The organism is Acinetobacter sp. ACNIH3, from assembly GCF_002918965.1.
In the GTDB taxonomy this organism is placed as follows: Bacteria; Pseudomonadota; Gammaproteobacteria; order Pseudomonadales; family Moraxellaceae; genus Acinetobacter; species Acinetobacter schindleri.
Window position 1 is genome coordinate 25593 of sequence record NZ_PQLP01000033.1, and the last position, 7485, is coordinate 33077.

At 41.6% G+C, this 7485-nt stretch carries 12 protein-coding genes; 3 read left to right on the forward strand and 9 right to left on the reverse strand.

All coding sequences use genetic code 11. From position 1 onward, the window contains the following. Positions 1-93: 93 nt before the first annotated feature. Entirely contained in the window at positions 94-1074 is a 981-nt protein-coding gene (gene pheS, locus C3420_RS12300) for a phenylalanine--tRNA ligase subunit alpha (RefSeq protein ID WP_004813006.1), read from the reverse strand. 160 nt (positions 1075-1234) lie between these two features. Between pheS and C3420_RS12305 the strand changes: the two genes are divergently transcribed. Then, positions 1235-2257: a hypothetical protein gene (locus C3420_RS12305; protein ID WP_004889886.1), complete on the forward strand. Its 1023-nt coding sequence runs from the start codon at positions 1235-1237 to the stop codon at positions 2255-2257. Here C3420_RS12305 and C3420_RS12310 read toward each other — a convergent pair. The 3 genes from C3420_RS12310 to rpmI form a co-directional block, all read right to left on the reverse strand. Beyond that, positions 2254-2832 (reverse strand): hypothetical protein, encoded by a 579-nt coding sequence (locus tag C3420_RS12310; protein ID WP_004889890.1) that lies wholly within the window; start codon positions 2830-2832, stop codon positions 2254-2256. The two genes, C3420_RS12305 and C3420_RS12310, sit on opposite strands and share 4 nt — an antisense overlap. A 77-nt stretch (positions 2833-2909) precedes the next feature. After that, complete coding sequence (gene rplT / locus C3420_RS12315; RefSeq protein WP_004647525.1) at positions 2910-3269, reverse strand: 50S ribosomal protein L20; 360 nt, start codon at positions 3267-3269, stop codon at positions 2910-2912. 11 nt (positions 3270-3280) lie between these two features. Beyond that, a complete protein-coding gene (gene rpmI / locus C3420_RS12320) occupies positions 3281-3475 on the reverse strand; it encodes a 50S ribosomal protein L35 (protein WP_004278281.1) in 195 nt (64 codons plus the stop codon). A 412-nt stretch (positions 3476-3887) separates the two neighbouring features. On the opposite strand from rpmI, the gene C3420_RS12325 reads away from it, so the two are divergent. Then, positions 3888-4628 carry a TonB family protein gene (locus tag C3420_RS12325; protein ID WP_004889893.1) on the forward strand — a complete coding sequence of 247 codons (741 nt, stop codon included), beginning with the start codon at positions 3888-3890 and terminating at the stop codon, positions 4626-4628. A 26-nt stretch (positions 4629-4654) separates the two neighbouring features. On the opposite strand, the gene C3420_RS12330 is transcribed toward C3420_RS12325, so the two are convergent. From C3420_RS12330 to C3420_RS12340, 3 genes are all read right to left on the reverse strand, one after another. Next, positions 4655-5077 (reverse strand): YqaA family protein, encoded by a 423-nt coding sequence (locus tag C3420_RS12330; protein ID WP_004889899.1) that lies wholly within the window; start codon positions 5075-5077, stop codon positions 4655-4657. A gap of 17 nt (positions 5078-5094) precedes the next feature. Beyond that, positions 5095-5385 carry a hypothetical protein gene (locus tag C3420_RS12335; protein ID WP_004889900.1) on the reverse strand — a complete coding sequence of 97 codons (291 nt, stop codon included), beginning with the start codon at positions 5383-5385 and terminating at the stop codon, positions 5095-5097. A 75-nt stretch (positions 5386-5460) separates the two neighbouring features. Further along, positions 5461-6081 (reverse strand): glutathione S-transferase family protein, encoded by a 621-nt coding sequence (locus C3420_RS12340; RefSeq protein WP_004889903.1) that lies wholly within the window; start codon positions 6079-6081, stop codon positions 5461-5463. A 281-nt stretch (positions 6082-6362) separates the two neighbouring features. Here C3420_RS12340 and C3420_RS12345 point away from each other — a divergent pair, with 281 nt between their 5' ends. Next, the gene (locus C3420_RS12345; RefSeq protein ID WP_004889904.1) at positions 6363-6836 is read left to right on the forward strand and encodes an Hsp20 family protein; all 474 of its coding nucleotides are present in this window, start codon (positions 6363-6365) and stop codon (positions 6834-6836) included. A 47-nt stretch (positions 6837-6883) separates the two neighbouring features. On the opposite strand, the gene C3420_RS12350 is transcribed toward C3420_RS12345, so the two are convergent. Both C3420_RS12350 and C3420_RS12355 read right to left on the reverse strand, forming a co-directional pair. After that, complete coding sequence (locus tag C3420_RS12350) at positions 6884-7111, reverse strand: HAD family hydrolase (protein ID WP_081400747.1); 228 nt, start codon at positions 7109-7111, stop codon at positions 6884-6886. A gap of 32 nt (positions 7112-7143) precedes the next feature. After that, the coding region (locus C3420_RS12355) for an RNA-guided endonuclease InsQ/TnpB family protein (RefSeq protein ID WP_146048161.1) at positions 7144-7485 on the reverse strand (342 nt) is incomplete at its 5' end.

A 7485-nucleotide genomic window follows, 5' to 3' on the forward strand; every position in this document is an offset into this window, starting at 1 on the left:
CCCCCTTTAAGAAAGGCGGAGAACCCCAACTGATTTCGTGGAGTCCCTCTCCTTTTTTAAAGGAGAGGTTAGGAGAGGATTTAATAAAAAGTTTTAAGCAAACTGGCGTAAGAAACGCACATCGTTTTGGTAGAACATACGCAAGTCATTAATGCCATAACGCAACATTGCAAAACGCTCTACCCCTAGACCAAATGCAAAGCCTTTGTATTTGTCAGGATCAATACCAGCAGAACGCAATACATTCGGATGCACCATACCGCAACCCAGAACTTCCAACCATTTGCCACGCTCATCCATAATATCCACTTCTGCACTTGGCTCTGTAAATGGGAAATAAGATGGACGGAAACGTACTTTCAGATCTTTTTCAAAGAATTCATTCAGCAAGTTGACCAGCAAACCTTTCAGTTCAGCGAAGCTGGTGTTTTCAGCAACGTATAAACCTTCAATCTGATGGAACATTGGTGAGTGGGTTTGATCCGAGTCACAACGGTATACACGACCTGGACACACAATACGGATTGGTGGTTGTTGCGTTTCCATAGTACGGATCTGCACACCAGAGGTATGCGTACGCAGCAAATGGTTTACATCAAAATAGAACGTGTCGTGCATGGCACGTGCAGGGTGATGGCCTGGAATATTTAAGGCTTCAAAGTTGTGATAGTCATCTTCAACTTCCGGGCCAGTTGCCACTGTAAAACCTGCTTTGGTAAAGAACTGGCAGATACGTTCCTGCACTTGGGTCACTGGGTGGATACTGCCCACCTGCTGGCCACGACCGGGTAATGTAATATCAATAGTTTCGCTGGCAAGCTTTTGCTCCAGCGCAGCTTTATGCAGTTCTGCCTGACGTGCTGTCAGTGCAGCTGTAATCGCTTCACGCACAGCATGGATTTTTGCACCGAATTCTTTACGTTGTTCCGGATCCATTTTACCCAGCGACTTAGATTGTTCCGCGAGCTGGCTTTTTTTCCCCGTAAATTGCACTCGTACTTGATCAAGTGCAGCAAGGTCTTGAGCTGCTGCAATCGCAGCGAGCGCTTCAGTGGTCAGGGCTTCCAGTGACATAGTAACTCTCAAAGCAACAGGTTAGAAATATTTTTAAAAAACCCCGTATTCTAACAGTTTTTAGGCACGTTGATGAAGATGGCATGTAATGAAAATTAGATTGGCAGATGCAAAAATAAAAAGTATAAAATAAACATGATATCAATTAGATCAAATCATTATGGCAATCGATCAAATTTGGAAACAGCAACTTACTTTAGTAACTTATGGAAATGAGTACCTGTCTCAGGACTTAAGTTTCAATCGCTGGCTTCAGCATTCCATCTTTAATCAGCATCAATTTGCCTTTCGTGATCTGATTTCACAGCATCTTTTAGCGCAGCATTTTCAGGTATGGCTGGAAGGTTTGAAAAAACAGGGCGTACAACGTCTGAGTCTGCACCGCTCTACCCTGCTTGAAGATGAACAGAATCCCAATGTAAATGTAGAACTGCTGCCATTTGAATATTTCATTGTCAGCCATGAAGCCCAGAAAAAAAATGCCTGGATTATTGGTAAGGAATTACCCGAATGGTATACGGCAGATAATGACTATGAAGCGCCTGCTATGCAGCGATCCTCTCTACGTCATGAAACTTTCTGGCAATATGAACTCAACAGCAAACTGGCCAAACGTGTACTTGCAGACCTGGAACAACCAAACTGGGATGATATTCAGGCCTTTATGGATCATGAATTATTTGATACCAGATTTACGCAAGGTCTTGTTCAACCTGCTCAGCTTGGACAACCTTATTATGGTGTGTCTTCTACTGCAGATACCAGCACTACTTATCGACTGGCGTTATTACCAACCGATTATGCAGCTGACTTTGCCCATGACATGCTGTACCGTCTGGATGCGCTGGAAGAACTGATTGAAGCTAAAATCCAGCATCCTTATCATGAAAATGGTGAAGTGCTAACACCAGATCAACAGCTTGATCTACGTCATTTTTCGCAAAAAATTGATGATCTGAAAGCAAAGTTTATTGTTAAAATCGCGAATCACTACAAGACTGCAAAACTGAGTCCGAAAATCAGCGCTGATCCATTTGCAGGAATGACTACCGACGAGCATGTGACCAAACCCTCTAAAGCACACAAACCTCATGATGCTGCCAAATCCAATTCAGGCAATGTGATTACCCTGATTATTATTACGGTAATTATCTGTTTGATTGGTTATTATTTTGGACTTTAATGCTGTGCCAGAAAAGCGTCAATTTCTCGGGGCGATCTTAATCTGATCCAGTGGATATGCTGATATTCAGGCGCATGCATCAACTTTAAATAATGCTGACGATTTTTCTGGTGGGTTTTAATCATCCACCAGATGATGGAATCACGACTCAACATCTGGCTGAAACTTTCTGTATTATTCGAGTTTGGCCAAAGCGGTTGTTTGCTAATTGCCCGCTGTATGGCTCTTTTTATGGAACGATATAGATTGAGATGGAACGGTAAATCAATCCAGATCACACTGTCGATCTCAGCCCATTTGACGGGAATACTGCGAGTATAATTACCATCAATCACATAGCCATCTTTGGCCTGATCGATGGCTGCTTGAATTTTATCAAAGAACTCTCGATCCACAGTTTCCTGCCAGTTATCCAGCCAGAATAAATTATCCAGCTCGATATAACTGAAGCCTAATTTTGCCGCTAAAGCACGAGCAAAAGTAGATTTTCCCGAGGCAGAGGTACCGACCACATTTATTCTACGAAAATCTCGTACTTCATCTTTCTCATTCATTAGCACTAAGTCATTTGTCATATTTTAAATAGCTTATACTTTTTCATCAGACAAAAAAAAGACCGCTAAAAGCGATCTTTTTTCTAAGTCATAAAGACTTATGCAGCCAATGCATCTTTAGCTTTAGAAGCTAGAGCTGCAAACGCAACTGCGTCATGCATAGCAATGTCAGCAAGTACGCGACGGTCGATAATCACTTGAGCTTTTTTCAAGCCAGCGATCATACGGCTGTACGACAAACCATTTTGACGAGCACCAGCGTTGATACGCGCAATCCATAGAGCACGGAATTGACGTTTCTTCTGACGACGGTCACGGTAAGCATATTGACCAGCTTTGATTACCGCCTGGAACGCTACGCGGTAAACGCGTGAACGAGCACCATAGTAACCTTTAGCGCGAGCAAGAATTTTTTTGTGACGGCGATGAGCCTGTACACCACGTTTTACACGAGCCATTTATAATCTCCTTAGATGTACGGGCACATACGACGAACTGAAGCAACGTCACTTACGTGAACCATTACACAGCCGCGCAATTGACGAATACGCTTAGCAGATTTTTTGGTCAAAATGTGGCGTTTGAACGCTTGTTTACGCTTAAAACCGTTAGCAGTCGCTTTGAAGCGTTTAGCTGCACCACGGCGAGTTTTCATCTTAGGCATAACAACCTCTTTTGAACACCTGTTCGGCACGTCTGCACCATTGCAAAGACGCCCTGCAGGTAAGGGAGCCGATATTCTAAAGCATCTTTGTTTAAAACAAAAGCAGTATTAAAAGTAAAAAGATAGATGACAGGCACTTAATCCTTTTTCCCATAAATATTGCGCGATGAAATATCAAGCTGACTAATCCAAGCTTTTTATAATCCACGAATCTTTCTCACAAAAAACTTCTGACTCCTGCAGCAATACATGTATAGCTTGGCTTCATTATGATTTTTTAATTATCACCTTCAATATTTATAAGGCAGAAAAATAAATTATTTTGAATGAGATACTTGCCAGTATTGCCAATTCAGGAAATACTGCGCTTCAAAATTGAACATCCTCTTTGCTTGATTCAAGACCGAAACTTATGAAACGTATTCTGTGTATGACCCTGTTGTTGAGCTTCCCTTTTGCAGCAAGCTATAGCGCATCAACAAAAAAAGCACCGCAATTGCCCACACAGACCATTGATGTGCAGCCAACACATTTGACGACACGCATTGAGTGGAGCAAGTTTCCCAAACCAAAATATAGCAATGAAGATTTAAAAGGTCAGGACCGTTCTGCGGTGGTACGTATCTATGCCAACGAGCAGGGGCATATCAAACAGGCTGTCATTCAGGACAGTACCGGTTACCAGCAGCTGGATCAGCTACTACTTAATGCCGTGAAATCTGCTGAAGTTAGACCACATATTGATAATAAAACAGCACTACCGATCATTGGCTATCAGGTGTTTAACCTGAAACTGATTGACCAGGATCAGGAATTTTGCGAATACAGTTTCAACTCTAAAAATTGGCAAGCACAACAGGAGCAGCAAAAAACTAAATTCCAGTATCTAAACCAACCTGAGCTAAACGTTGATACAGATTTACTGAATGAAAACGACCGAACAGTAGAGTTTCAGATCAAAGCCAATCGCAAAGGCGAGATTAAAAAGGTCAAGATCAGAAAAGGCTCAGGCATTTATCAACTCGATCAGCAAGTAGCAAATGCATTGAAAGATACCCAGATCATTACTAAACGCCGCGCAAGTACCCTATGGTTGTATAAACCATCCAGCTTTAAGGATGAAATTCAGTTTAAACTGAATGAATGCAAATAAACCAAAAGAGGCTTCAAACCTCTTTTTTAAATCATGCTATAAGCCATGTAAATAAACAGATAACGTCCGATTTTCGCAATACTCACGATCAGTAAGAATCGAGCAAAGTTTTCCTTAAGCAATCCTGCAATTAAGGTAATTGGATCACCAATCATGGGCACCCAACTCAGCAACAAGGACCAATAACCGTATTTCTGGTAGCTCCTTTGTGCTTTTTGCATCTGCTGTTCAGACACTGGAAACCACTTCCGGTCTTTATACTGCTCAATTCTTAGACCTAAATACCAATTCACGCAAGAGCCGAGAATATTCCCAATACTGGCAACGGCGATCAAAGTAAATGCTGAATAGCTACTATTGACCAGTAATCCTAACAATACCGCTTCTGACTGCAAAGGCAATAAAGTTGCCGCGCCAAAGGCAGACAGAAACAGAATCAGTAATACCATCTAAGTGATCCGACTATTTAGCGTGTCAGTCTTAACTGTCTTTTAGCTTTCAGATATTCCATATTTGACCAGAAAAGAGCGAGTATGATTGCAAAGATACGAGACCATTTATATTTGGTTGCCAAGGGCAAAATTGCCTCAGCCAATATATTCTGATCCTTGGTATTCAGCTCATTAATAACCAGCTGAATATGCACAATCTCAGCCACAAACAAAGCTAAACAGGCAGCCAGACCAAAGATAATGCTCCAGTAAATTCGAGAATTAGTTTCCACAATTCGAGTGAAGTTCAGGAAAAATGCTTTCATGCTGATATCCAATAAAAAACCACCTGAATCGGTGGTTTTAATAACTTTTGTACATCTTAACATAACAATCGCAGATTAACTGACCTGAATCGCTAATGCTTTTTGCACCGCAGGACGTGCCTGCATACGCTCAATATAACGGCTTACTTCCGGATAATCCGCTAAATCAATACCTTGCCATTCATAACGAAGTAACCAGGGGAAAATCGCCATATCGGCAATTGAATATTCGCCAGCGACATAGTCCTGACCGACCAGCTGTTTGTCCAGTACACCGTACAAGCGCTTGGTCTCATTCACATAGCGCTCTGTTGCATAAGGAATCCGCTCTGGAGCAAAACGGCTAAAGTGATGGTTCTGTCCCAGCATCGGGCCTAGCCCACCCATTTGCCACATCAACCATTGTTCCACCTGAATCCGCTTAATCTCATCGGTCGGATAAAACAGTCCGGTTTTACGTCCCAAATACTGCAAGATGGCACCCGATTCAAAGATCGAAATCGACCGATGATCTGGTCCATCCTGATCGACAATAGCTGGAATTTTATTGTTCGGTGAGATTGCCAGAAAGTCTGGCTGAAACTGGTCATTTTCCAGAATATTGACTGGAAGGATCTGATAAGATAGCCCCATTTCTTCTAATGCGATTGTAATCTTATGACCGTTGGGTGTACCCCAGTAATATAAATCAATCATTCGTGCCTATACTCCATACACCTTTATTATGGTGTTCCAACAAAATAATGGATCTGGTCAAAAACAACAAGCAATGCTTAATAAAATAATTTTTAATTTAATTTCAATAAATTAATTAATTTTTAAAAAAATTTCACTTAAATTTCTTGAAAATTTTCGGTCTGAACACATATTTATTTCTGCATAAGGATGGTCTATCCATCTTTTGCCCTGTCGATGATCATCATGACAGCGGTGTTTTCTTATTTTTAAAACTTTGCTGACCTCAGGAGGTTCTAATAATGAGTAATATCAATCTTCATCCATTATTCCGCCGCAGCATTGGCTTTGATCGCCTCAATGATTTCATTGATTATGCCATGCAAAGCGATGCGCCAAATTATCCACCATACAATATCGAAAAACATGGTGAAAACCGTTACCGAATTGTCGTAGCCACCGCCGGTTTTAACCAGGAAGAATTGAGTATTTCTCTTGAAAATCGCTTGCTGACAATTTCTGGAAAACCTGAAGCTGTTCAGATTGAAGGTACTGAGTATCTACATAAAGGTATAGCCCGTCGTGCCTTCAAACTATCACTGCGTTTAGACGAACACATTGAAGTACAGCAGGCAGATTATGCTAACGGTCTACTCGTGATTGACCTGCAGCGTGTAATTCCGGAAGAAAAATTGCCAAGACAAATTCCGATTGGCAAAAAGTTATTGCTGGAAAATCCGGAAGAAGTCACTGAAAAAACCGTCAATGCGGAATAAGCATATATAAAATGTTCTAAAAAGGCCCTTCGGGGCCTTTTTTGTTTTTAAGCCAATCTGGATTGTGAAGTTAATAACAGAATTTTTAACTGCTGAACGCTATGAATCAGGTAATGTGGCTGATGGGCCACCAATACAGATTCACTATTAAAACCCCAAGTTACCGCAGCGACAGCAATTCTATTCCGATGAGCTGATTCTATATCAATGATCTGGTCACCAATATAGATGACCTGTTCTGGATGCAATTTGGATTGCTGCACAATTTTTCTAATCTGTTTGGCTTTGCTTTGACATCCTCACCCACCTAAAGGAGGGTGATTCCTACTGCTAGACGCTCATGCCCGAGCGCAAGAATGTTTAGAGCTGAGTTTTTATCTCTATCGTGAGCTGTACCGCAACTCACGCACTCCCATTCTCTTATTCCAAGACCCGTCCTACCTTTCGGACTACTTGAGGTGATCTCACCACAGCACGAACAGATTTGGGTGGTATAGGCTTCATTGACTTCCTCAAACAATGCCCCTGCGTTCTCGCATTTATACTTGAGCAATGTTTTTAGTGCCGAAAACCCTGTATCTAAAACAGACTTTGCCATTTTAGTTTTGACTAGTTTCCTGGCACTTAAGTCACCCACAACAATTAGTGC

Excerpts from the sequence above, each read along its gene's own strand:
- C3420_RS12345 (WP_004889904.1), top strand. The coding sequence starts at position 6,363 with ATGAGTAATATCAATCTTCATCCATTATTCCGCCGCAGCATTGGCTTT.
- pheS (WP_004813006.1), bottom strand. The coding sequence starts at position 1,074 with ATGTCACTGGAAGCCCTGACCACTGAAGCGCTCGCTGCGATTGCAGCA.
- C3420_RS12310 (WP_004889890.1), bottom strand. The coding sequence starts at position 2,832 with ATGACAAATGACTTAGTGCTAATGAATGAGAAAGATGAAGTACGAGAT.
- C3420_RS12335 (WP_004889900.1), bottom strand. The coding sequence starts at position 5,385 with ATGAAAGCATTTTTCCTGAACTTCACTCGAATTGTGGAAACTAATTCT.
- C3420_RS12340 (WP_004889903.1), bottom strand. The coding sequence starts at position 6,081 with ATGATTGATTTATATTACTGGGGTACACCCAACGGTCATAAGATTACA.
- C3420_RS12325 (WP_004889893.1), top strand. The coding sequence starts at position 3,888 with ATGAAACGTATTCTGTGTATGACCCTGTTGTTGAGCTTCCCTTTTGCA.
- C3420_RS12330 (WP_004889899.1), bottom strand. The coding sequence starts at position 5,077 with ATGGTATTACTGATTCTGTTTCTGTCTGCCTTTGGCGCGGCAACTTTA.
- rplT (WP_004647525.1), bottom strand. The coding sequence starts at position 3,269 with ATGGCTCGTGTAAAACGTGGTGTACAGGCTCATCGCCGTCACAAAAAA.
- rpmI (WP_004278281.1), bottom strand. The coding sequence starts at position 3,475 with ATGCCTAAGATGAAAACTCGCCGTGGTGCAGCTAAACGCTTCAAAGCG.
- C3420_RS12305 (WP_004889886.1), top strand. The coding sequence starts at position 1,235 with ATGGCAATCGATCAAATTTGGAAACAGCAACTTACTTTAGTAACTTAT.